Annotated in this window: 21 protein-coding genes; 7 read left to right on the top strand and 14 right to left on the bottom strand. The window is 42.5% G+C overall.

Annotated elements, in window-relative coordinates:
- The 8 genes from NRF22_RS07170 to NRF22_RS07135 form a co-directional block, all read right to left on the bottom strand.
- Nucleotides 1-864 (bottom strand): ABC transporter ATP-binding protein, encoded by an 864-nt coding sequence (locus NRF22_RS07170; protein ID WP_263779879.1) that lies wholly within the window; start codon nucleotides 862-864, stop codon nucleotides 1-3.
- A gap of 129 nt (nucleotides 865-993) precedes the next feature.
- The gene (locus NRF22_RS07165) at nucleotides 994-1,851 is read right to left on the bottom strand and encodes a helix-turn-helix domain-containing protein (protein WP_263779878.1); all 858 of its coding nucleotides are present in this window, start codon (nucleotides 1,849-1,851) and stop codon (nucleotides 994-996) included.
- Between the two features lie 137 nt (nucleotides 1,852-1,988).
- Entirely contained in the window at nucleotides 1,989-2,789 is an 801-nt protein-coding gene (locus tag NRF22_RS07160; protein ID WP_007745523.1) for a tyrosine-protein phosphatase, read from the bottom strand.
- A gap of 61 nt (nucleotides 2,790-2,850) precedes the next feature.
- Complete coding sequence (gene lpdA / locus NRF22_RS07155; RefSeq protein WP_263779877.1) at nucleotides 2,851-4,260, bottom strand: dihydrolipoyl dehydrogenase; 1,410 nt, start codon at nucleotides 4,258-4,260, stop codon at nucleotides 2,851-2,853.
- Between the two features lie 2 nt (nucleotides 4,261-4,262).
- A complete protein-coding gene (locus NRF22_RS07150; protein ID WP_263779876.1) occupies nucleotides 4,263-5,567 on the bottom strand; it encodes a dihydrolipoamide acetyltransferase family protein in 1,305 nt (434 codons plus the stop codon).
- Nucleotides 5,560-6,540, bottom strand: coding sequence for an alpha-ketoacid dehydrogenase subunit beta (locus tag NRF22_RS07145; RefSeq protein ID WP_007745520.1), 981 nt, complete (start codon nucleotides 6,538-6,540; stop codon nucleotides 5,560-5,562). Before NRF22_RS07145 ends, NRF22_RS07150 begins: the two co-directional genes overlap by 8 nt.
- Nucleotide 6,541: 1 nt before the next feature.
- On the bottom strand, nucleotides 6,542-7,678 hold the full coding sequence (locus tag NRF22_RS07140) for a thiamine pyrophosphate-dependent dehydrogenase E1 component subunit alpha (RefSeq protein WP_007745519.1): 1,137 nt from the start codon (nucleotides 7,676-7,678) through the stop codon (nucleotides 6,542-6,544).
- On the bottom strand, nucleotides 7,671-8,690 hold the full coding sequence (locus tag NRF22_RS07135) for a lipoate--protein ligase (RefSeq protein ID WP_007745518.1): 1,020 nt from the start codon (nucleotides 8,688-8,690) through the stop codon (nucleotides 7,671-7,673). Before NRF22_RS07135 ends, NRF22_RS07140 begins: the two co-directional genes overlap by 8 nt.
- A gap of 328 nt (nucleotides 8,691-9,018) precedes the next feature.
- On the opposite strand from NRF22_RS07135, the gene NRF22_RS07130 reads away from it, so the two are divergent.
- Nucleotides 9,019-9,840, top strand: coding sequence for an alpha/beta fold hydrolase (locus NRF22_RS07130; protein ID WP_263779875.1), 822 nt, complete (start codon nucleotides 9,019-9,021; stop codon nucleotides 9,838-9,840).
- Here the strand turns inward: NRF22_RS07130 and NRF22_RS07125 are convergent.
- Entirely contained in the window at nucleotides 9,797-11,458 is a 1,662-nt protein-coding gene (locus NRF22_RS07125) for an ABC transporter ATP-binding protein (RefSeq protein ID WP_263779874.1), read from the bottom strand. The two genes, NRF22_RS07130 and NRF22_RS07125, sit on opposite strands and share 44 nt — an antisense overlap.
- 423 nt (nucleotides 11,459-11,881) lie before the next feature.
- Between NRF22_RS07125 and NRF22_RS07120 the strand changes: the two genes are divergently transcribed.
- The 3 genes from NRF22_RS07120 to NRF22_RS07110 all read left to right on the top strand — a co-directional run bounded on the left by NRF22_RS07120 (nucleotide 11,882) and on the right by NRF22_RS07110 (nucleotide 14,674).
- A complete protein-coding gene (locus NRF22_RS07120) occupies nucleotides 11,882-12,730 on the top strand; it encodes a helix-turn-helix domain-containing protein (protein ID WP_263779873.1) in 849 nt (282 codons plus the stop codon).
- Between the two features lie 191 nt (nucleotides 12,731-12,921).
- Nucleotides 12,922-13,212, top strand: coding sequence for a hypothetical protein (locus tag NRF22_RS07115; RefSeq protein ID WP_148126053.1), 291 nt, complete (start codon nucleotides 12,922-12,924; stop codon nucleotides 13,210-13,212).
- Between the two features lie 181 nt (nucleotides 13,213-13,393).
- Nucleotides 13,394-14,674 (top strand): MFS transporter, encoded by a 1,281-nt coding sequence (locus NRF22_RS07110; protein ID WP_263779872.1) that lies wholly within the window; start codon nucleotides 13,394-13,396, stop codon nucleotides 14,672-14,674.
- Here NRF22_RS07110 and NRF22_RS07105 read toward each other — a convergent pair whose 3' ends face one another.
- The 4 genes from NRF22_RS07105 to NRF22_RS07090 form a co-directional block, all read right to left on the bottom strand.
- Nucleotides 14,675-16,468: an ABC transporter ATP-binding protein gene (locus NRF22_RS07105; protein WP_007745505.1), complete on the bottom strand. Its 1,794-nt coding sequence runs from the start codon at nucleotides 16,466-16,468 to the stop codon at nucleotides 14,675-14,677. It abuts the gene before it with no gap.
- Between the two features lie 24 nt (nucleotides 16,469-16,492).
- Nucleotides 16,493-18,199 (bottom strand): glycerophosphodiester phosphodiesterase, encoded by a 1,707-nt coding sequence (locus NRF22_RS07100; RefSeq protein ID WP_263779871.1) that lies wholly within the window; start codon nucleotides 18,197-18,199, stop codon nucleotides 16,493-16,495.
- A gap of 109 nt (nucleotides 18,200-18,308) precedes the next feature.
- Nucleotides 18,309-19,277: a D-2-hydroxyacid dehydrogenase gene (locus NRF22_RS07095; protein WP_263779870.1), complete on the bottom strand. Its 969-nt coding sequence runs from the start codon at nucleotides 19,275-19,277 to the stop codon at nucleotides 18,309-18,311.
- Nucleotides 19,278-19,624: 347 nt separating this feature from the next.
- Nucleotides 19,625-21,070 (bottom strand): MDR family MFS transporter, encoded by a 1,446-nt coding sequence (locus NRF22_RS07090; RefSeq protein ID WP_412178727.1) that lies wholly within the window; start codon nucleotides 21,068-21,070, stop codon nucleotides 19,625-19,627.
- Between the two features lie 144 nt (nucleotides 21,071-21,214).
- On the opposite strand from NRF22_RS07090, the gene NRF22_RS07085 reads away from it, so the two are divergent.
- On the top strand, nucleotides 21,215-21,808 hold the full coding sequence (locus tag NRF22_RS07085) for a TetR/AcrR family transcriptional regulator (protein WP_263779868.1): 594 nt from the start codon (nucleotides 21,215-21,217) through the stop codon (nucleotides 21,806-21,808).
- Nucleotides 21,809-21,983: 175 nt separating this feature from the next.
- On the opposite strand, the gene NRF22_RS07080 is transcribed toward NRF22_RS07085, so the two are convergent.
- Nucleotides 21,984-22,277, bottom strand: a complete 294-nt coding sequence (locus NRF22_RS07080; RefSeq protein WP_263779867.1) for a bacteriocin immunity protein — start codon at nucleotides 22,275-22,277, stop codon at nucleotides 21,984-21,986.
- A gap of 391 nt (nucleotides 22,278-22,668) precedes the next feature.
- On the opposite strand from NRF22_RS07080, the gene NRF22_RS07075 reads away from it, so the two are divergent.
- Entirely contained in the window at nucleotides 22,669-23,550 is an 882-nt protein-coding gene (locus tag NRF22_RS07075) for an Rgg/GadR/MutR family transcriptional regulator (protein WP_263779866.1), read from the top strand.
- A 254-nt stretch (nucleotides 23,551-23,804) separates the two neighbouring features.
- Nucleotides 23,805-24,077: a hypothetical protein gene (locus tag NRF22_RS07070; protein WP_263779865.1), complete on the top strand. Its 273-nt coding sequence runs from the start codon at nucleotides 23,805-23,807 to the stop codon at nucleotides 24,075-24,077.
- The last annotated feature ends 3 nt before the right edge of the window (nucleotides 24,078-24,080 follow it).

The following is a 24,080-nucleotide window of genomic DNA, read 5'->3' as shown; positions in this document are numbered from 1 at the left end:
TTAATCAAAGATCCTTTGATATTGGTCTTCTAGGCTGTTGACATAAATTTTAGGATCGGAAAAATCTAAATGCTGCTGATCCATCTTTCTGATTAAGTCAATGATTTTATCCGAAGCAACCAAAATGACCAGCCGGCCATCGTCCTGTTTGACTTGAAAATCAGCATCCTCCAAGAATTGCTGCATTTGTTCAGGCTGGTCAGTCTTAAATGACAGGTTAGCAAAATGCTCAATCTGTTCTGAAAAAAGCTGCTTATTTTTCACGTAAAAGAAAGTGTCTGTGGTTTTCGCTAGTTCATCCAAATTATGAGAAGAGACCAAAACCGTCTTCTTTTCCAAGGCCAGCTGCTTTAAAACATTTCTAATAATAATCACGCTGTCTGGATCGAGGCCATTGAGGGGTTCGTCTAAAAAGATCAGTTGTGGATCCGTGACCATGGCCATCGCAATCAAAATGCGCTGTTTTTGACCAAGCGAATAGCTGGAGACTGGGCGTGTCAGAAAATTGGTCAGAGCAAACTGTTTCACTAATTGTGCGACACGCTCTTTAGACACATGATACAGATCCGCTACCATATTCAGGTGTTCTTGTGCACTGAGATATTGATAGAGGACGCGGTTGTCCTGGACATAACTAATCTTCGGCGCTAGGGATTTCAACTGCTTATTAGACTGCCCGAAAATCCTAATCTCGCCTCGCTGCTGAGATAAAAAACCAGCAATCAAGTCCAGCAGCGTCGTCTTCCCAGAACCGTTAGGAGCCACCAAACCATAAACACCGGGTTTTTCAATCTGCATAGATGCGTCTTTAAAAATATCGACGTTTTTGTAGTTAAAAGATAAATGAGTGATTTCCAGAATCATGCCAATCCCCTCGCTTATTGTTTACATTATAGGCAAATTACTCACAAAAATCTTTATATATGTCTATTAAAAATAAAAAAAATAGTTTTAATATTGCTTTTAACTATTTTTTTGGAAGAAAAACCTGTTTTATATCTTTTTTTCGAGGCGAGTTATTTTTTCACGAGCTTTATTCATCACTATCGAATCTTGATTGAACACTGAGAAACTTTCTGCCAGGCGATAATAGGAGATTGCCTTTGCTGTATCAGCCCCGTTTTCAGATAAATTGAAAGCATAAACGTAGTAAAAATCTTCTACAAACAAGGTAGTTGAATGGCTCTTTGCTATTCGGATACCTTGTTCAGCTAATTGATTACTGAGAGGCAAATCAGATTCTCGAGAATAAAATTTCGCTAAATTGCTCAGCAAGAATAATGCCCAATAAAAATGTGCATGATCGACGTTGAAATGGCCGATTTGTTCAACGATCCGATGGAAGTAAACGGCAGCTTCTTGATGATTGTCATTTTGATAATAAGCGACACCAATCCCGTTGAGCAGCAAAAAGTAATAAATATCATCTTGTTTCGGCGTATTCTCCAATAAAAGAGAAAAAGCGAAAATTGCCGACTTAAAATCTTGGCTGATCCACATTTTGGAAACAGTTCTTAAAAAGCCATACCTCGCTCTATCTCTATCGTTGTGAATCGCAGAGATATCAATACCATCCAAAATGTCCAGCGCCGCCTGATAGTTATACTGTTGGGCTGCTTGTTCGGCTTTTGAAAGCTGATCTTGAAATTTAATTTTGTTGGGATTACCTAATAAATCATTCAAATCAACATTTAAACGGTCGGAGATTTGCGAAAGCACTTTGACACTCGGTGCTCGATTATTTTTCTCCAAGAGACTAATTGAAGCTTGATTCGTGATTCCACGTGCCAGTTCCCCTTGACTTAAATTTAGTTTCTCTCGCGCTTCTTTAATTAGACGACCATTGATCATATATGACTATATTATCATTTATACTAAAATAAAGATAAATATATTGTTCCCATTAATTATTTGATGGACTAACGACGTTTACGACAGCAAAAAATCCCTCATGATTGAATGAGGGATTTATGAATATCTCACCGTGATTATTGCTTGCCCGTTGGTTCACTGAATAAATATTTATCGCGCAGCAGCTGAATATCAGCCGGCTGAAGCTGTAGATAGTTTTGCAAATAAGTGATCGGATCACCAGACAAGCGTTTGACTGTATCAATGGAACGCTGAATATAATCAATGTTCACCGACCACATAGAGTGGATGTTTTCAATTTCGTCAGGTGTAGCACCCTCGGCTTTCATGTGCTCAATTTTATTACGAACAACTTCAGTCGACAGGCGGTCCGTAATCAAATAATCGTGTTTGATCTGAGCCTCATTAATGCCCAAGGCTGACATCAGCAGCATAGAGGCAACCCCTGTCCGGTCTTTGCCAGCTGTGCAGTGATAAGCCAAAGTCTTGTTTTCCGTCATTAAAAGATCGAAAAACTTGCGGTAAGCAATATTGGAATACTCGTCTGAAATCAGATGTTCATAATTATTGATCATATTCAAATAGCCGTAGCCTTTTTGATCGTACTCTTTGCTCAACTGTGCGTAATCCACAGTCGATTCGGTCCGGTCAAAATCCATAGCTGGAATATTAATATCAACAGCATGTGCCGGTACACGATCGGGGCCTTTAGCCACTTCAGCTTCAGTGCGAAAATCAATAATCGTGTCCACTTGCCGATCTTCTAAATATTTCAAATCTTCAGGCGACAAGTCTGCCATACCGGCCGTTCGAAAAGCCTTGCCCCACTTGATTTTGCGTCCGTCAAAAGAGGTATAACCGCCAATATCTCTGAAATTAAAACCGCCGATTACCGGCAAAACGCGTCTTTTATCCATAAATTAATCTTAACTAATTTGAAGAAATAAAACTTGCCAGCGGTGCTGTCCTAAAAGATTTCTAAATGTGAATCGGCAGGCCGTCAGCTAGTTCTGCAGCATCCATAATTGCCTCGCCAAGAGTCGGATGAGGATGAATCGTCAAACTGATATCTTCAGTTGTTAGCCCATTTTCAATCGCCAAAGATAACTCCGAAATCAAATCCGAAGCACCCGGACCGACAATCTGAGCCCCAATCAGTGCCTTGCTTTGATTATCGCTAATCAAACGAATAAAACCAGTTCCGGCATTCATCGCCAGCGCACGTCCGTTAGCAGCAAAAGGAAACTTATAGGCTTTGGCATCCAAGTTCTTTTCTTGGATACTCTCAGGTGTCTCGCCGGTCGTAGCTAATTCGTAATTCGTATAAGCAACAGCAGGCAGCGAGTAGTGTAAATCACGTGCTTGCGGATCGCCAGAAATGGCAGCCGCGGCAATCTTGGCTTGGAAACTGGCTTTATGTGCCAAGGCCGGCCCAGCTGTGACATCCCCGATCGCGTAGATATGCGCAGCCGTTGTTGCCATGCGGTCGTCAACTTGAATCAAACCATGTTCATCAAGCTTGACGTTCGTATTATTCAGGCCCAGTTCATCTGTGTTAGGCCGGCGTCCTACTGAAACCAGCAGATAATCACCGGTCACAGTCTGTTCTTTACCATCAGCTTCAAAGGTCACAGCCACGCCATTGTCGGTCTGAACAGCCGACTTGGCTTTGGCACTCGTATAAATTTCGCCGCCTTGGGCTTTAAAGTCATCTAAAACAGGCTTGATTAGTTCAGCATCAAAGCCGTTTAACACGTGATCCAAGCCCTCGATGATCGTCACCTTGGCTCCCAAATTCAGATAGAGGCCGCCCAACTCCGACCCGATCACGCCGCCGCCAATCACAATTAAATGTTTGGGAACAGCTGGCAGACTCAAGGCACCGGTCGAATCAACGATCCGATTAGCGAACTCGAATCCAGGGATCTGTACAGGACGTGAACCAGTCGCAATGATGCAGTTTTTGAATTGGAACAATTCGTGGTTGTCCCCTTCAATGACATTAATCTGTTCATTATCATTGAAAGAAGCCGTTCCGCGAACGATATCGACATGATGTTTTTTTAATAACATGGCCACGCCGCCAGTCAGACGCTCGACGACTTTTTTCTGTTTCCAATCCTGTGTCGCGGCCCAATCCAAGCTGACGCCGGTCGCGTGCAATCCGAAAGGCTGCTCAGTCATTTCATCGCGATAATGGTGGCCGATATTAATCAAAGCTTTAGAAGGAATACAGCCAACGTTTAAACAAACACCGCCAATCTCGCCGCTTTCAATCAAGGTCACTTTCTGACCTAATTCAGCTGCCCGAATCGCCGCAACATAGCCGCCAGGGCCCGAACCAATCACAACCGTCTCTACTTCAGTAGCTTGTGCACCAACAACCATCCTTACACCTCCATCAGCATATAAGCTGGATCAGCCATGAGCGTCTTGAAATAATTCAAAGATGTCTGCCCTAACATGCCGTCAATCAAACGGTGATCGTAACTAAGACTGAACTTCATCACTTGACCGGCGACAATCGAGCCATCATCAGCCACAATCGGCTCTTTGACAATCGAACCCAGACCAAGAATTGCCACTTCTTTAGCATTGATAATCGGCGTAAACCAAGTACCGCGCGCCGAACCAAGATTGGAAATCGTAATCGTCGCGCCATGCATCTGGTTACCTTTAATTGATCCGTCACGAACAGCGGCAGCCAAATCTTCAATTTCTTGGGCAATTGTCAGAATAGACTTCCGATCAGCTTGTGCAACTACGGGCACGAAGAGGCCGTTTGGCGCGCTAACCGCAACGCCGATATTGATATCGTCATGATAAACAATTTCCTGTTTATCCATATCGACTGAGGCATTCAACTCTGGGAACTTCTTGGCAGTCGCGGCTAAAGCCTTCACAGCATAAGCCAAATAAGTCAAATGAATCGACTGGTCAGCTGCCATGGCTTTGAACTGTTTGCGATGCTCAACCAGTTTAGAAACTTCAATCTGATCGAAATTCGTAACCGTCGGAATCGTCGCGTTTTGTGTCGCCATGGCTTTTGCGATCGCTTTACGGATCGGCGTCATCGCAACACGGCCTTCTTTAACTTCGACTGGTGCTGGAGCTGGTTCCGGACTAGCTGAAACTGGCGCAGCGCTAGCGGCCGGTGCAGCTGTCTGCTGAGGCTGCTCAACAGCTTTTTGCGCATCAGCCATCGTGATGTGGCCATGGCGGCCGGTGGCTGGCACTTGTGCCAGGTCCAAATGATGTTCAAAAGCAAAGTGGCGGACAGAAGGCATAGCCAAAACGTTACCGTTAGAAGCTACCGGTGCTGCTGGTGCCGAACTTTGCGGCTGTTCACTAGCCGCAGGTGCAGGTGCAGGTGCAGGTGCTGGAGCAGGCGTGCTGGTAGTACTGTTGTCTTGTATGGCGGCTCCCGCAGCTGGCGTTTCAGCGCTGCTGCCGCTGCCGTCACCATCAAATTCGATTAAGGGCTGGCCCACTTGAACTGTGGTTCCAGCATCGACAAATAACTTTGTCACTTTACCGGAATAAGGCGATAGAATTTCCTGCAGCAGTTTGTCATTTTGTACTTCGGCGACTGAATCATCGGTCTTTACTTGATCGCCGACTTTGACCAGCCAATTTGAAATCTCGCCTTCAGCCATGCCTTCACCAATATCCGGCATTTTAAAAATTTCAGTCATAGTTGACTACCTCCTTGACTTTGGCAATGACATCATCTGCGTTGGCCATCCAGTCGTTTTCAGCCTGAGCAAATGGATAAACGGTATCCGGAGCGGACACACGGCCAATCGGTGCCCTCAAACTCAAAATAAATCTTTCGGAAATTTCGGCCATCACTGACGCACTAATTCCGGCAATCCGCTGAGCTTCCTGAGCCACAACAACACGGCCGGTCTTTTCTACTGACTTCCCGATCGTCTCGATATCCAAAGGCGAAACAGTTCTCAAATCGACAACTTCAGCGTCAATGCCTTCTTTAGCTAGGCTCTCAGCCGCATTTAAGACGACCGGTGTCATGCCGCCATAGGTAATAATCGAAACGTCTTTGCCTTCACGTGCAATCGCGGCTTTGTCCAATGGAGTCGTATAATAACCGTCTGCGACTTCGCCTTTCAAAGAGCGGTAGAGATGAATATTTTCCAGGAAAACAACAGGGTCATTTGATGCAATCGCACTTAGCAGCAAACCTTTGGCATCAGCCGGATTCGCCGGCATCACAACTCGCAGGCCTGGATTTTGTGCCACCAGGCCTTCTAGGTTATCAGCATGCATTTCCGGTGTCTTTGTACCGCCGCCATAGGGCGCACGTACAACAATCGGCATCTGGCGCGTGCCATTAAAACGAAAACGGTTACGAGCCATTTGCCCGGCAATCGAGTCCATCGTTTCATAGACAAAACCGAAGAACTGGATTTCCATAATCGGGCGAAAACCCTGTGAGGCCAGTCCGATTGCCAGTCCGCCAATGCCCGATTCGGCTAAAGGCGTATTGAAAACGCGGTCAACGCCGTATTTAGTCTGCAGGCCGTCAGTTGCACGGAAAACACCACCGTTTTTACCAACATCTTCCCCAAAAATCAGCACATTCTCATCACGGCCCAGCGCTAGATCCTGTGCATCTCTCACAGCTTCGATATAACTCTTCACAGCCATTTTATCTGCCCTCGCTTTCAAATTTCTTTATCTGTTCGCGCATCACATAACTAGGTACTTCCAGCGTATTTTTAAGGTAGTCGCTGATTTTCTGCTTATCAACCTGATCGGCTTTTTTAATATCCGCGTCAATCCGCGCGTCAATCTGAGCAATCGTCTCTTTTTCTTGATCCTCACTCCACAATCCTTGGTCCGTCAGATACTTGCGCATGCGAATCAAAGGATCCTTCTTCCACCAATCAGCAATATCTTCCTTGCTGCGGTAACGCAGCGGATCATCACCGGCTGTTGAGTGTGCTTCAAAACGATTTGTCAGCAGTTCAATCAGAACAGGGCCTTTGCCGGAAACAGCCCAAGCGCGTGCCTCTTTAGCCGCTAAATAAGCAGCGATGGCATCCTGGCCGTCAACGACGATACTTGGCAAACCAGCTGCCCAGCCCTTTGCTGCCAAATGCGCTGCTGCTGTCTGATCAGCACGCGGCATTGAGATTGCATAACCATTATTTTGAACAAAGAAGACGGCATTAGCGTGATAGGCGCCGGCAAAATTCAGTGCCTCGTAAAAGTCGCCTTGCGAACTGCCACCATCTCCTGTGTAGGCATAAGCGACTGCATTTTGTTCACGTTTTTTCAAGCCCAAAGCGACACCGGCTGCTTCCACGTATTGGGCGCCGATAATAATTTGCGGAAACCAGGAATTAACCGGCTGGCCATCTTCTGTTTTAAATTCATTGCCCAGCACATGCCCGCGGCTCCAAAGAATGGCTTTATAAATCGGCCAGCCTTTAGCGACAACCTGTGGAATATCCCGATAGCCCGGGAACAGCCAATCCTCAGCACGAAACGCAAAAGCCGTCCCCATCTGGGAAGCCTCTTGACCGGCAGTCGGCGCAAAGAAACCGAAACGGCCCTGTTTAGCCAATTTTGTCGATCGAATATCCAATTGGCGGTTCAACAGCATACTGCTGAACAATTTAACGAGATCGTCATTGCTCAGATCAGCACGCTTTAAAGCCTCTTCATCGACAATCTGGCCATCATTATTTAAGACGGACAATGTCGGAAAATTATCATCCTGTGCCTTGAGCTGAGTTGCAAAATCCAAAATCTGGTGATTAAGATTTGAGATGTTAGACATTTTCTTCCTCCTGAACATTTTTAGCACCAGCAGAGAACATGGCGGCTAGACCATGATCGTCAATTGATCCGAAATAATGCCCGCCGGCGTTTGCATGCAATACTTGATAAACAGCATCCGGATCAAAGGGCAATCCGATAAAACGATCCTTGATTTCGCGCCAATCCCGTACGCCGAGAAAATCACCGCGAAAATCAATTGCCTGGATACGGCCTTGGTCAACATTGGCAGAAACATCAATGGCGCCACCCGTAAACTTTTCATGGTTCGTAAAATTAAATTTCGGACTCGTGCCGTAATTCCAATCCCAAGTCGCAAACTGCTGATCGCGCAAATCCAAAATTCCTTTTTTCTGCTGATCAGATAAGACGTATTCTGTATCACGGCCTTCATCTGTCAGATAATATTGCAAAGCCTGCCAGAATTTTTCCAGCGTTAAATCAGCTGGCGCGTAGTCTTTGATATTGCCCACTCGCGCGCGCACTGATTTAGCAGCTTTTGAGATGAATTTCTCATCAGCAACATTCAACGAACGCACCATACTGTCAACATCAGAATTCCAAAGCAAAGTCCCGTGGTGCATCAAGTAACCGCCGGCATAGCGCTGTGCATTGCCGCTGATTTTTTTACCGTCAATCGTTAAATCATTTCGGCCGCTGATCTCTGCCTCAATGCCGACTTCGTGCAAAGCATCATACATCGGGCGGACAAACTTATGAAAATCGACTTCAGCACTACTTTTGACCGGTACAAAAAAAGTGAAACAAATATTCCCCAAATCATGAAAGACAGCGCCGCCGCCAGAAACCCGCCGGACTACCTGTGTGTGGTGTTCATCAATAAAATCCTGATTTACTTCGGCAAAGGTGTTCTGATTCCGACCGACAATGACAGCGTTGCGATTCTGCCAGAGCGAGAAGACCGGTTGGTCAGGCTTTAAATGATATAAAAGCCAGCTGTCCATTGCGATATTTGTGTAAGCATCTGTGCCAAAATATTTAATATATTGCATTGATTACCTCTACTTTGTGAAATGCAGTCTGCCCTTTTTGTAAGCGTTTTCATCTCACAAGACAATTCTAACACTGCAAGATAAGTCTGCCATCATGCTCATAAAAAGACTTTTAAAAAAATTTTCTAACCGGCGTGATTGTTCATAAATGAGCGATGTTTCAGGCAATCAGTCCGCGTTTCACATCGGAAAGCATATCCAACACAAGTACCTTGAAAAGTAATATTTTTAAATCATAAATTATATTTTTTAAAATCAGAAATGTGCATTTCACAAGAAAGGCCGCTCGAATTGAAACAGCCGGCGCGAGAATTTATATACTGTAGTCATGAGCTTTTTTTATACAAATGACCATGTCAAACTTGATTATCACGAACTCGGTGATCCATCCGGACTGCCTGTGATTTTAATTGAGGGCTATTCCGGCAGCGAGATGACTTGGGTCGGACAGATTTCTGATTTCACGAAGGCTGGATTTCATGTGATCACTTATGACCGGCGCAATCATGGCAAAAGCCAGAGCGTCCCTTTCGGTATGCGAATTTCTCGTCACGCCATGGATCTAGCTGAATTAATTGACCATTTGCAGTTGAAACAAAAAATTGTCCTGATTGGCCACTCCATGGGTGCTTCGACTATTTTTGCCTATCTGTCTTTATTCGGCAGTCAGCGTCTGCAAGCCGTTGTCACGGAAGATCAATCACCCAAGGCAATTAACGACAACAGTTGGCAATTTGGCCAATATGACAGCAGCTGGTCAAATTTCTTGGAGTTAGTCAAACAAATCCGCACGACCAGATTCACGCGTATCCCCGTTGACCAGCAATTCAAGATTGCCCTAGGCAAAGTCTATCAGCCTTTCGATTTTGACTTCAACGAACCGCTCTTGATCGATTCTTTAAGCCAAGATTGGCGGGATCAAATTCCTTTGGAAACTGAGCCGCACTTGTTTTTAGCCGGTGAAAAATCGCCATTATGGCCGGCCGGACAGGCTAAAGCAGCAGCCGAGATGAATCCGCTAGCTGAAAGTTATGTCTTTGCAGGCGCGGGCCACATCCCTCATTTGGAACTAGCTCCCGAATTCAACCAGGTAGTGATTGATTTTATTAACCGGCATCGACCGGCTGATTCACATCTTTCAGATAAATAATTTGATCCAACAAACGTGATGATGCATCGTGTAACTGATGCGTCACGATGATTAAAGTAATATCCTGGATCTTAAATAAAGTCTGTTCAATCTGAATGGCTGACTCACGGTCCAAAGATGAAGTTGCTTCATCGACAAGCCAAATGCTGCCCTGCTCAATCAGGCCTCGAGCAATGGCAATCCGCTGCTGCTGCCCGCCGGATAAGTTGCGGCCGTTTTCACTAATGATCGTATCCAAACCTTCTGGTAAGGAATCAATCAAGCTGATCAAGCCGCTTTTGAAAAGTACATTTTGCAGGCTGCTCTTGTTAATTGGCTCGCCTAAAGTGAGATTAAAAAGCAGCGACTCATTAAAAATATGTGGTTTCTGATTTAAATAAACCAGTTGTTTACGCAGATCTGCTGGCGTCATGTTTTGCAAATCTTGCCCATTGACCGCAATCACACCACGGTAATGATCAAGTTTGCCGGCAATCAAATCCAGCAACGTACTTTTCCCACTACCGGATTCACCGACCAGCGCATATTTTTTTGCTTTTTGAAAGCTTAGCGTCAGCCCGTGAAGAATATCTGATTCTTTATTCGGATAGCTAAAAGACAAATTCGTTAACTGAATCGCAGCATCACTATCAACAGCGTTGCTCAAATTGGCCGTTGGCGTCATGCGAACACTACTTGGTTCTTCTTTTATCTCAGGCAATTGTCCATATTTAGCAAACACGGGTTTCACAGTCCCCACCTCAACCAAGTTAGCAATCATACCAGTGAGACTAGCAAAAATCGTCGCTGAAAAGTAACGGGCACCGCTAATCGCACCAGCTGAGACGAGATGCATAAAAAACAGCAGCGCAGCTTGGGCCACTAAAATCACTTGACTAATCAGACTCGTGAAATTCGAGCTGGCAGACATGGTTGCACTGGCTTTAGCAAATTTCACTCTTTTATCGGCCAAATCCTGCGAAGCTTTTGTGATTTCACGATGGATAAGGTGCGGACGATTAATCATGACTAATTCATCAAAGCCCAACAAAAAATCAGACATTTTGCTCGTCGCTCTTTCAGCTGCTTGTGTGGCCTTTAAAGATGCCTGATTCATTTTAGCTGTAAAAATCTTCGGAGCTAACAACATCAAAGCAGATAAAACGATAATTGTGATAATCATCGAATAATGAAAACTCAGCATGGCACCGATACTCATGAGGATCGTTAAAAATTGGCTCAGGGCCATTTCCAGATTACCAAAACCGAATTCATTAATGGTTGAAATATCATTTGTCAGCCAAGAGACGTAGACGGAGCTGCTCTTCTCATGAAAAGCACTCACAGACCTGTTCAATAAGGAACTCGTAATATCTTGACGAATTAAGGTATCCATTTTTTGGATCGACTTAGTTAAGGTCACCGCTTCAAAATAAATTTGCAGCGACCAAATCACGCTGGTCAATAACAGGACCACGACCCAGATGATGACAGCACGAAATTTGAAGGCAACAGCGCTGGTTAAAATATTAGCAGTACTGAGGCCATACAAAGTCGTACAGGATGACCCGATCACGACCCAAAACAACACGATTAAATTTTCTTTCCAAGCTCGACGAATATATTTAGCTAAAGGCACCGATAAACCACACTTTCTTTTCTTGATTGACTATATTTATGAAGAGCCGCAACTGTTTAAAAAAATGAGTCTGTCAGGATAGAAAAGGTCCGCTTAGAAAAAATAAATTTATGTAAATGAAACGATAGATCTATTAACTTATGTAACAACACCTCAACTACACTTGAGAACTCATCTTCTGAAAAATCTCTTGTGTTTGCATGTTCCAAACACGATGAAGATAAAATCATGAGACCTTCTCAGTTAAGTTGTTGTCAGTTAATCATGGCCTTATTGTACTCGTTGATATACACAGCGTTTCATAATTATGCAAAAAAATTGATAATAACTGATTCCAACACCAGTAAAGGTAATGATGTCTTCATTCCTGCTTTTAAGAGGTCCTTTTCTTTTTAATTCTGATTATGTAATAATAACCTGCAAATGGATAGATTATTAAAAACAAACGCTGGTCAATTATTTCATAAAATTAGAAACAACCGAGGATTCAGCGTTGCTCAACTATCATCAGGGATTCTTTCTCCGTCAACGATTAACAAATTCGAAGCCGGAACGATTCAGCTCTCTTTTTTTAATTTGGCTCCTTTGTTGCAGAAAATGGATTATAGTCTTGACGATTTTTACAATCAAGTGCAAACAAGCTCTGCATCGGCGTCCTACAGAAAATTTCTCGATGGTTTTGAAAGCATTTATCAGGAAAATGATCTGCCAACTCTTAAAAAAGCGAGTCAAGAATTGTGTGCCGTTTACGAAAAGGATCAGAATTTTCAAAGTTTAATCCAGGCTGCGACAGCAATTTCTTTAACCAAAAGTGTTGACCAAAGTTATGAAACAAATCCACTGATTACTCAAAGAATCACTGAATACCTGTTAAAAGTTAACTATTGGGGGAAATTAGAAGTTGCCATTTTCAACAATTGTTCCTTTTTGCTAACTTCTCAAATGGTTAAAACGATTACTAAAGAATTAATTTATTCGCAAAGCGTATCAGCGCTGGCGCTCATCAATGTTGCTGATTTAATGTACCAGAGACAGGAGTATCAACTGGCTAAAGAAATCGTGAAGCAAGTTGAAAACTTACGCTTGAATCAAAACGATCTAGTTACGCGTTTTAAGTTCCTCTTCATGAAGAATCTCTTAACTTTAGATGCATCGACAGCTCGTGTTAGGAACCAGCAATTAATTGATGGGTCGCTCAGATCTCTGGGTTCAAACAGTTTGGCTTCTACTTTTGAGGTCTATATGACCAAACATTCCTTTCCGAATACTTAGAATTGCGTAGTATTTGCGTTAAAAACTTTCAATTTGGTGAACATAACGACTATAAGATAGCTTTCTTCCAAAAGAAAAATAATGAGTTACGATTAATTCAATTTTTAACTGGGAGGAAAAATAATACGTCCAATAGGATGAACAATCGACGGAATCAAGTTCTAATTGTTTACATCGTTTTTATAGCTCTTTTGGCATTATTCATTCATAACGACCTGCTCTGGTTCCTTTGGCAGCTGGGTTGTGCGGCCACGGTGTTAACGGTTAATATCGCTTTTCCGATTATCCAGGCTGGTCTTGCCCAGCAGCTTGAGCATGATTTACTTTTTGCCTTCTCTTGGTTATTGAATGTCCTGATTTTTAGTTTGCTACTCCATGTGAACACTCACTCTCCTCATTACTTTTTAGCCATTGTCCTTGTCTCTTTGATCGCCTTGCTGATACAAGCTGGCTATGATCTCGTCAACTATCGCAAGAGATAAAGAACCAGTCTATTTGTATCAATGAAGGAATCACAGAAATGAGTGATTTAGAATTAATGCTTAAAATTAAGGCCTTTTTCAAAATGAGAATATAACTATGATCTGAATCGCAGGCTCACGGCACACAGACGAAGTCGCTCCATTAACGAGCCAAATGCCTCCTGCAGACTAAACTGTTAGTATGAAATCAATGTCTATGCAGCCAGTAAATAACAATCTAACCAAGACTTTGATTATCAAATTTTTTGGTACTTTTGGCAGTGAAATGCTTTCCTTTGCGATTAGCTTGTATATTCTGCGGCGAACAGGCTCGGCCTTAGGCATGGGAGTCAGTTTGATCACGGGGCCGCTAATCAGCGTATGCCTGACGCCCTTTGTCGGTTACGCTGTTGATAGCTATAGCCATAAAAAAATCATGGTGGCATCGCAGCTTGGTACGATTATCTCGCTATTATTGTTTGCTTTTTGTTTCACTGCCTTTCCACAAGCTTATTTCCTGATACTGGTCGTCTTAATTGCCTTGCTAGCGATCACTGATGGTTTTTTGACCACAGCCGTGCAGGCAAGTCTGGCGCAGCTCTTCAATAAAGATGATCTTCAAAAAGCGAATTCACTGAACCAGTCGATTTCGTCACTGGCCGAGTTTTTAGCACCGGTTCTCGGGGCTGTGGTGTACACACTTGTCACACTAAATGTCTTCGCTTATTTAGAAGTGATTTTTGAAACCGTTGCCTTGATCGCAATTCTAGTTCTCAAGTTTACCAAGATTCGTCGTCCGATAAGCAATCAAGGCATGCAGACTGAAGCCACAGAAAACCATCTCGGATCCAATTTTATGGCAGGCCTTAGATTCTTGTGGGAAAACAAATTATATCTGATGTTTTCCGGATCCTCTGGCGTCATCAATTTTTTCTTTGCAACGATCAATGTTGGCCTGCCTTTCTTTTTAGTGGACAGACTACATCTCAGCAACACACAATATGGATTAACAGAATCAGCCTTTGCTGGCGGCATGTTCCTCGGTGGTCTGGTTTTGAGCCGGCTGCCCTTGAAAAACCAATCATTAAAAGTGGCTTACTTCAGTTTGGCTGTCTTTTCCTTAATCATTGCCCTGATTGGCCTGCCATCGCTGTTGACTTTGCCAAAAGCCGCTTATGCTTTAGTGTTTATCACAATTAATCTTGTACTGGGCCTCCTGCTCGTATTTTCAAACACACCGGTTGAAGTCTACATGCAGCAGCATATCCCAGAAGAGATGCAGGGACGCGTCTTCTCCATGGACGAGACGCTCAGCTCAGTGCTGATGCCAGCCGGAACGATTGTCTTCGGGATCTTGTTTGACCGATTAGATGTTTTTGCCGTCTTTATCTTTGGCGGGTTTATGATGCTGCTGCTCTCCTGCTGGGCCTTTGTCGTAATTAATCATCACCGGGAAACGGCCCTAATATCGGAACAGAAATAATTATTTAGTATCCGCTTCTTTCTTTAAAGCTTTATTTTGAATTGAATAATAATCGCGATAATAATCATTATTTTTTAAAAGATTTTCATGCGTATCAAAAGCCACGACTTTCCCTTTGTTCAGAACCAAGACCTTATCAGCGATCGTCACAGAATTCAGGCGATGCGTAATAAAGAACACAGTTTTATCAGCGCCAATACGGACAAATTTTTGAAACAGCGAGTATTCGCTTCTCGGGTCTAACGAAGCTGTCGGCTCATCGAGAATTAAGATTTGCCGATTGGCAAAAATGCCCCTGGCCAAAGCTAATTTTTGCCACTCTCCGCCAGACAGCTCAGTGCCATTTTCATATTCTTTACCCAGCTGCACATCGAGCAAGGAGCTTTCCGATACACCCTTATTTGGATCAAAGCCAGATATTTTCATGGCGTCAATTAAAGCCTGACTGTCATCTTGTTTGTCCAGGTCTGAGATGGCAATATTTTCTTTGACCGTCAGTGAAAACTTCGCATAATCTTGAAATACGGCTGAAAACAAAGAACGATAACTGAATAAATCAAATTCTTGGACGGTCTGGCCATTCAATTGAATATGGCCTTGATTAGGATCATAAAAACGCAGCAGCAATTTCATCAAAGTTGTTTTACCGGAACCATTTTCGCCGACAATCGCAATTTTCTGGCCTTTAGTCACATCGAAATTCACATCGTTCAGAGCGGGCCGCGGACTATGAGGATAAGTAAAACTAACATGTTTGAAACTGATGCCTTTGACTGTGCCGACTTTGGTTGTGCCTCTTTTATCGATCGTATCGCTGCTTTTCAGGAAATTAAAATACTTCTCCATGTAGAGCAAAGTGTCATACAGCAAGCTGCTGTCTTCGATCATTGAAAAAATATTCTCGGCGATATAACCAATCGCGCTGGTAAGTGTTAATAAGGCACCCACGCGAAAACGGCCAGCCTGAATCGAGAAAACAAACCATAAAAGAGCCAAAATACTGATCAAGCTGCTAACCGTCATGGAAGCTAAAGCAATAATCATTTTCTTGGCTCTTCTTTGGTTAACAGCATGATGAATCTGCCAAAAAATCCTCTGATAGCGTTTAATAAAAAAGTCAAAAGCATTAAACAAGCGAATTTCTTTTGTAAAGTCCTTGTTCAGCACGGCTTGACTGGCGTACTGCATTTTTCTCGCGTCACTGCTTGCACCGACCATTGTTTCAAAAGCTTCTTGCTGTACACGATATGAAACCAAGCTCTCAGGAATCATTGAGACCAGGATCAGTAAGGCAATCAGTGGGTTGTAAGTCGCCAACAGCACACCCATGGAAACAATCGTAATAAAGCTGCTAATCACGCTGGTTCCAAACACAATCAAGTTAACCGGCCGCCAAGAACTTTGCGAATTAATGACTTGAACCTGATCGTAAAAATCAGCATCTTCAAAGTTAGCCAAGCCTTGCAGTTCTTTCGTCTTGTTCATGAGGCTCGTATTCACAAAAGCAATCAAGCGGTCTGTCAAAACTCCCTGAACATTAGTTGCCAACGGAATCGTGATCAAAGAGACAAAAAAACTAATTCCCCAAAATAAGAAATTTTCATAGTTTAAACGGCCAACACTCAGCTGATTGAGCATCTCTTGGGCAAAAAAAGTCAGCAGTGACGGTATCAGCGCTTTTAACGGAATGACTAAAATTAAAATACTGCTATCGAGTTTATCAGCCCGCCAAAAAAGCAGCAGACTTTTAAAATACAGGCCCAAATATTTTGTTAGAGATTTTCTTTTTGCCATGTCTAAGAATAAAAATACACCTAATTAATACACTTGGCGAATAGTCAGCATATAACGCAACAAGGCTTGATTGTATGATAGACGCCTGGGGGCCGCTAGAATGCTTTTCAGTCTTTGTGGATAATCCGTAATAATGCTGTCCACATTCATGACACTGAGCCACTGCATAGCTTGTCGATCATTGGCCGTCCAAGCAAAAATACGTTTATGCTGTCTGTGAATCTTTTTCACGAGCATATTATTCAAAGTACTGTACTCGGTCGTATAAAAATTGTTGTCTCCTCCTGGCAAAGACTCCGTATTATAAGAAACAATAAAGCCAACTTTTAAGCGTGGCTGCTTCGTGTGGATCTGACGCATCACATTCTGGTTCAAAGAATGCAATAAATCACCATGTCGAAGCAAAGCACTGCCATACTGACGCAAGAAAGTTTTTGTCAAGGTCGAAGACTGTTGCACCATGGGTGGTGTTTTAATCTCGACGAGTAATTTTTGCTGATGGTCTTGGGCGCGATTCATGTATTCGCGCAAAGAAACCATTTTCGCTTTATGACCACGGTAGGCCATCGTAAGCCTCTTCAATCGCTTTAAAGTCACATGCTCAGCCTGCAGTTTGTGGCCAGTCAAAGTCTTCAGGTTATCATCGTGCACTACAACAAATTGGTGATCCTTTGTATAGTGAACATCTAATTCGATGTAGTCAGGCTTAACACGCACCGTTGATACGAGGCTTTGCAGGCTGTTTGGCACACCGTTATTGCCATTGGAACCTTTATGTGAGATTACAAGAGGTATTCTGTCCAGTCGGGGAAAGAAATTATCAGCTAATAGACAAGAAGCCGCGCCAACAGCGACCGTAGCCAAGACAGCTGCAGCGGCTTGCTGAAAAGAAATACGAGAGCGGCGTTTCTGATAGAGAAAATGATTTTCGACAGGAAAAGATTGTCTAAAAATATTTTTCAGCAATTCATAAGTCGCAGCATATAAAATAGCTGTGAATAAAATCATCAGGCTATTAGCAAACAGGCGAGCCGATAAAAATGCCAAGTGATCAACGAGAGTCTGCGCGGCAAACACAATTCCTGTTATGACAGACAGCACGATGACATTGATAAATAATATCAAACACAAATGAAGGATTTTTTTAGTCGGCATCTCTTTCCAGCTATATCGGAGAGCTTGAAAGAAAGATTGACCGGACATCACAGCCGGAATGACCTGCAGAAATTTGATCGTGAATAGCCAAAAACATACCAGGCCTAATAAAATAGCAGCTATCAGAAAAATGTTGCCAGCAAATGGCTGAATGATAAAATCAGGCAGTTTGATCAAAGTTGCCAAAGGCAATTTATAACCAATGTTTGCTAAGGGTAAGGCAGCTAACAATAGCCACAAGCACATCATGTGCAGGCCTGGATGAAAATATCGCAGCCGCATGCCAGACCAGCGGGTATTGCGATGCTTAATGGCAAGAAAATAAAAAAAGAACAATTGGATTGACCAAACAAAAGCCAGCCAGATGAGGATATAGCAAGCTAAGCCTAAAAATAAATTAAGCCAGCTGCTTAAAGGCCAACTCAAAATATGGTCTATCTGTGGCATCAATTGATTAGCTAATTGAAACAAAAAATTTGCCAACCAATTAAAAGCCAGCAGAAAAACTAAAATAACGATAATCGTCATGTCCATGCTGCTAGACATTTTTCTTTTGTGCGCTTGTCTAAAAGGCATTCTGTTTATCCTCACCCGATAAGTGTGTGCTTTTGTGCGTATTTTTGCAGCGTCGGCTGCTGACAAAACATGTGTTAATGATTGATATTGCTAGCCGAAGGTCTTTTTTCTACCTATAATAATGGACAAGATTGCTTGGCTTGCCGGATAGGTAATTAGCCAAGTTACTGATGCTGATATCCAATAACCGCCTTCGAGTCTCAAAGGGTGCCCAGGCGATATGCGGCGTGATGTAGCAATTTTTAGCTTTCAGCAAGGGATTATCGGCGCTAATCGGTTCAGTGCCAACGACATCCGTAGCAAAAGCATCAATATCTCCCCGATTCAGCGCCTCAGCGAGGTCAGCTTCGTTAACCAGTTTGCCGCGTGCTGTGTTTAACAAAATCGCGCTCTTTTTCATTTTCTGAAGACTGCTGCGATTGATTAAATTAACTGTATCCGGAGTCTGAATGGTGTGCAGGCTGATGACATCAGACCTTGTCAACAGTTCATCCAAATCCACCTGTTCAACCCATGATGGGTGATCCTTTTTCGGGCGATGATTGTAAAAAATGACTTTCATGGCAAAAGTATGCCCAAGTTCAGCGACTTTTTCAGCAATATGGCCGTAACCGATTAGTCCCAAAGTCTTGCCCTGCAGCTCGAATAAAGGCCGGTCCCAGAAAGTAAAATCAGGAACACGCAGCCATTTGCCTTCGTGTACCAAACGGTTATGCAGGCCTACCTGGCTCGTCACTTCAAGCAATAAAGCAAAAGTAAATTGCGCAACCGCATCGGTGGCGTAAGTGGGCACATTCGTTACGGCAACATGATTGCGATCAGCGCTCTGAATATCAACAGCATCGTAGCCTGTGCCCATGATGCCAATGTAGCGCAATCGGGGTGCCTGACTAATCACCCGGTCGTTTAAAGGCGTTTTATGTGTCAGGACAATCTCTGTTTGACCGATTCTTTGGAGAATTTCTTCATCGTTATCAACGGACGTTCGATCATAATGGTCAAACTCTCCCAACCGATCTAGTTGCTGCCAATCAAGATCGTGATTCAAAGCATAACCATCTAAAAGAACTATTTTCATGACTGTTTGCCTCTACTTTATTAATCACATTAGCTTAATTTTATACCTGGGTGCCAGGCAAACAGCATCAACGAGATATCGTGGCTTCACTTGATCTTAATCATGGTTTAATTTCGGCTTGCTATACTGTTGTCTGGCTTTGAGTTGATGAATAAAGGAGTCAAATCAATTATGCAGACAAATACGAAGACTGCTTCGGCAGAAATACTTGAACAGGCAAAACTTCGAAAAGTTCAGAAGCGACACCAAATTCAGCAGCAGACAACTAAACAAAAAATAACAAACAATAATAAAAAGACCACTTGAGGTCTTTTTTTATTACTCCATTAACGGTCATCATAAGCCGTTCATTTGTCGCTCTTCATTCTGTTGGTTAAAAGAATACATGGCAAAGCAATTAATAAAGCAGCGATCGCAATGCACAGAAAGGCATACTGAAAGGAATGTGTTTGGATCAGATCCAAGTGCTGCAGAATAAATTCGTGCATCTTGAACGATTTCATTTGAAAGTGACCACCCGCTAAATTCACTTTGAATTGTTTTATCTGAGTGTGCGAGTAAGCCGTCATTAAGGTCGTGACAATCGCCGATCCAAAGGCACTGCCAATGTTTTGAATGGTACGCGAACCAATCGAAGCGGCCGGAATTAATCGGCCCTCCATACCTGTATACGAGTCAGCCATTAAAGGCATCAAGATACCGCCAGCACCGATTCCTCTAATTAAAAGAACAAAAGCGATCAGCCAATATGGTGTTTGGCCATCAATCCAATAAAAAGGAATCGTACCCGCAAAAGTGATCACCAGACTCGCTAAAACCACATATTTAGCTCCAATCTTATCCGTTAATCTGCCAGTGAGCGTCCTAGAGACTAGCATGCCAATGCCTTGTGGAATTAAAGCTAATCCGGCCGCCATCACGCTCATACCGCGGATGTTTTGGAAAAACAAAGGTAAAACCAGCATAGCGCCATTTAAAACAGTGCCAGCAATTAATAATCCAAGCACCGATCCATTAAACGAACGATATTTAAATAAACTGAGAGGCAAAACAGCTTTTTCTTTGAGCCGAAAGGCCCAAGCTAAGTACAAAAGCAATAAAATCAGGCCCAAGCCCATGAACCAGAGCGTGCTTTGATTTAAGAAACTGGCATCTCGTGCTGCACGCACAATCGCATAAATAATACTCGTTGTCGCTGCAGCAATGAAAAATATACCGACAAAATCCATTTTGGCCGATTTATTTTGTGCCGGGTAATTCGGCATTTTTAACAGAATCAAAATGATCGCAATCAGTGCTACAGGGACATTAACCCAAAAAATCCACTGCCAAGATAAATATCGAATAATGACACCGCCAATTACCGGCCCCACCAAAGGCCCTAGAATAATCGGCAGCCCAACAGTTGCCATCATTTGCCCCATAACTTTTTGACCAGCCGTTTGAACCAGTAAAGTCGTCAATAAAGGCATGATAATACCGCCAGCAAATCCTTGCACTAAACGCGCACCAATTAAAAATTGTGCGTTGCCAGCTAAAGCTGAAAGAATAGAACCCAGGACAAATAGTATTTCACCGGATACAAAAACAAATTTGCCATCAAATTTGTTTAACAACCAGCTGGAAAAAGGGACAGCTATTCCCGTTGCTAACACATAACCTGTAATAGTCCACTGTATGGTTGAAATTGAGCTGTTCAAATTTTTAACCAGGCTATGAATTGCGATATTCACCATTGTCGAATCTAATAAAGGTGCAATCGCTCCCAAAACCAAAATCCAAGCAGTTACCATCGTGGATTTGGAAATGGTATTTTCTCTTTTCTGCACGATGTCTCCTTTTTGTTTAAGATACTAAAAGTTTCTTAACAAGAAATGTTATATTACTCTTAGGACAAAAAGTCAATAAGATACTTAAAGTTTCTTAATGGGAAAATCATGGCTGGAAAAAGACGACGCGGGCAGGAACTAGAAAAAGATATATTTATTACCGCACGAAAAATTATTAATGAAGATGGATTTCGGGCTTTAACATTTGAGCGAGTCGCTCAGCAAGCTGCAACCGGCAAACCGGTTATTTATCGTCGCTGGAAGACACCTTTTGAACTGGCTTTGGCCGCACTTCAAGACCAAATTCGCCGGGAAAACAACGGTAAAGTGGATGAAGTAACCCTTAGCGGCAGCGATCTGCGCGAAGACCTTTTCCAAGTGATGAAGCGTTTTTTGGTAAGTGTGGATGTCATTGGCAAAAGCCTGATCAGAGAAATTCTGACCGAGCCCGATATGTATACCGATTCTCTTCCTGGGATCATCGGCGAAAATTCCGACATTGATATTCATGCGATTGACCGTGTTTTGCAACGAGCAGCTAATCGTGGAGAACCCGTCAAACAAAATCTATCAAGAACACTGAAATTGCTTCCTTTTGATTGGCTGCGCTATCGCGTCTTTGTTAGAGAAAATACCGATCAAGCCGCACTAGAACTGCTCATCGATGAGATTATTCTACCGATTTATTTAGAACATGAATGACTATGTTTATTTTTGAAAAAACGCAATGTTACACCGTTAAGCTAGCAACTGCCGGTTCATTTTGAATGGCGTTCGGCGGCAACTAAACGCTTTTTAGTTAGAAATCATTTTTCGTGCGCATGATCAGAATCATTTCTCTCATGCAGGCGCGAGACTGCTAAGATTCACGTGTTACTTAAAAAGAAGTTCCCCAGACGGTAAATAAGCCACCGCCAAAGCCTTTATCACTAAATTTCATCAGTTCTAGATAAAGTCCCTTGACGCTCTCTGACATTTTTCGGCTAACAGCCAGAGGTGTCAGGCCACCTTGCAGCCTACTGACAATTCTGGGAAAATACTGTTTCTTTTCCAAGGCATGCTGACCATCAATCAAAAGTGATCGTTCGTCATCACGAATATCGGTTGTTAAAATCAGATTGATTTCCTGCAGGATGTGGTCTTCATTACTCAAACCCTTATCTTTTTTCATGATTGTGCCCTTTCTCTCGATTGAATGATTTAATCTTTCGCACGCTTTTGAAAACTGTATCCAGCAGCTAACCGTATGTGACCATCTATATGCTTTGAGTATATCCAGCCATTAGCTTAATAATATAGCACTTTTCTGTTTGAAGACAAGCAAAAGACAGGCAGGCCGAAAATCTAACTTGAACCCCATCTGCTTGTGCGAAAATTTTACTTGATAATCAAGATATTAAAAGCATTTTTAATATATTCACTTCCTTGTCCATCTGGATCGATAATGATATATACACCCAAAATGGTCAGAAATAATAATTGGAAATTTCGAATTAGTTTTTTCATGATATTAGCCCTTTTTTGTTTACCATACTATCAGATATATGTCATAATAATTCCAAATGTACGAGGAAGATTTTAAAAAAGCCGGCAAGCTGTTCAGAGAAATTAGAAAAGACAATCACATTTCAGGACAGGAACTAGCTCAAGGAATCATCTCTTATTCCTCGTTAAACAAATTTGAAGTGGGCAAAAATCATCTTACCTTTTTGGATTTAGCCCGGCTCTTAAAAAGGATGAATGTAGATTTAGATTCCTTTTACGAACAAGTTTCTTCGACAAAGGAAATTGATTTAAGTCTCAGGGGTCGGTATGGGCAATTTCTAAGAGAAGTCAGACGTGATTACGAGGCTAACGATTTAAGTACGATAGAAACTAACGCCAAGCAGTTGCAAGAAGATTTTGGACACGATGGTAATGTGCTCAATCTGATCGAATTAACAACGCTTGCTGCATTAATTAAAGAATCAGAAGGGCGGTTCCATCTTAAAGAGACAATCGTTGAGCAATTAGAAGACCATTTTATGCAGCTTCAAAATTGGGATGCCTTCAATTTATCAGTTTTTAATAATACAGCACCCCTGGCTTCCACTAAAATGATAGAAGTGGTCGCAAAAGAACTCGTTTATAAGGATCAGGTAGGCCCTTTACATAGCAATATTTTGACTACTTTGACTAATATTGTTGACCTTTTATTCAGAAAAAACCAACAAAAAGAGGCGAAAGCAATGCTCGCTAAGGTCAAACACCTATTAGGTAAAGATGAGCCTCTGCTGCTTGTACGTTTCAAAGTCCAATTTCTAGAAAACTTATTTGAGCTAGACATCGAAAAAGGTCGTGACAAGAATCGCATTTTGATCCAACAGCTTCGTGACTTAGGCGCTGATCGCCTAGCTTCTTCCTATGAAGATTATCTTCAAAAATACTTAAGCTCTAACAAATGAAGCTTTACTCGCAAAAAAGGTAATGAAAAGAGTTGCTAATTCGCTTATTTAGCGAATTTTTTTGAATGCATATTAAAAGCAGTAGTCTGAACTTAATTCTAAGAAAGGGAGAAAATTAAAAAACGAAGAAGAAAATTCTAGCTTCAGCCTTGGTTGCAGTAACACTGTCGACAGCAGTCACGCCACTAGCAGCCTTTGCGGACACTGCTAGTCCGATTAATAGCAACATAGCCATAACTTATAATCAGCCTTATATGAGCCCGAATGTTGGGCAAGGAGCCGCGGTAGGCAAAGTTCTAGAAAAAACATCTGGTTACGTTTCTATTAGAATCACTAAAAGCCAAGTGGATGCACTATTTTATATCGGTGGCACAATTGTTGGGCTTGCATCAGGTGAGGCCGCACCTGCTCTAAGTTTTATTATTGGTGCAATTGGTTATAATGTTTCTCAAGTAAACTATAAATATGTAGAGTTATCTTTCAATTACAAAACACATAAATTCTATGGTATACACGTAGTGAGGTAGAAA

It is taken from the genome of Oenococcus kitaharae, from assembly GCF_025758695.1.
GTDB lineage: Bacteria > Bacillota > Bacilli > Lactobacillales > Lactobacillaceae > Oenococcus > Oenococcus kitaharae_A.
The sequence above is the reverse complement of the archived record's forward strand: the minus strand, read 5'-3'. Positions and strand labels throughout refer to the sequence as shown.